The organism is Rhizobium sp. BR 249, from assembly GCF_047445895.1.
Lineage (GTDB): Bacteria > Pseudomonadota > Alphaproteobacteria > Rhizobiales > Rhizobiaceae > Rhizobium.
The window spans coordinates 1-976 of record NZ_JARWKX010000056.1 but is presented as its reverse complement, the minus strand read 5'-3'; the positions used below and the strand labels follow the sequence as shown (position 1 = coordinate 976).

The 976-nt window shown below is 63.9% G+C and carries 1 protein-coding gene; it reads left to right on the top strand.

Annotation, left to right across the window (positions count from 1 at the left end; genetic code table 11):
• Nucleotides 1-976: calcium-binding protein (locus tag QD408_RS27125; protein WP_414141430.1), on the top strand; the 976-nt coding region annotated here is incomplete at both ends.

Sequence of the window (976 nt, the reverse complement as noted above, 5' to 3'; positions counted from 1 at the left end):
CTACGCTGACCAATGTCGAGAACCTGAGCTATACGGGATCCGGCAACTTCACGGGCACCGGCAATGCGCTGGCCAACATTATCACCGGCGGCGCCGGCAATGATGTGCTGAATGGCGGGTTTGGCGCCGACAGCCTGATCGGCGGAGTGGGCGACGACACCTATGTCGTCGACAATGTCGGCGACGTCGTCGTCGAGAACGCCGCCGCAGGAACGGACACGGTCTGGACGAACCTGAGCACCTACACGCTTGGCGCCAATRCCGAGAACCTCATCTCCTTCGGCACGGGGGCGTTTACCGGAACCGGCAATGCGCTCGAYAACGTTATCACCGGCGGCGCCGGCAATGATGTGCTGAATGGCGAGGTTGGCGCCGACACTCTGATCGGTCGAGTGGGCAACGACGCCTATGTCGTCGACAATGTCGGCGACGTCGTCGTCGAGAACGCCGCCGAAGGAACGGACACGGTCTGGACGAACCTGAGCGCCTACACGCTTGGCGCCAATACCGAGAACCTCACCTACTTCGGCACCGGGGCGTTTACCGGAACCGGCAATGCGCTTGCCAACACGATCGTCGGCGGCACCGGCAACGATCTGCTGGACGGCGGCGCCGGCGCCGACAGTCTGCGCGGTGGCGCGGGCAACGACATCTATGTGGTCGACAATGCGGGCGATGTGATCGTCGAGGCGGCGGGCGGCGGCACTGACGAATTGCGGACGGTGCTTTCAGCCTACTCGATCGCCGCGCTGACCAATGTCGAGAACCTGAGCTACACGGGATCCGGCAACTTCACGGGCACCGGCAATGCGCTGGCCAACGTTATCACCGGCGGCGCCGGCAATGATGTGCTGAATGGCGGGTTTGGCGCCGACAGCCTGATCGGCGGAGTGGGCGACGACACCTATGTCGTCGACAATGTCGGCGACGTCGTCGTCGAGAACGCCGCCGCAGGAACGGACACGGTCTGGACGAA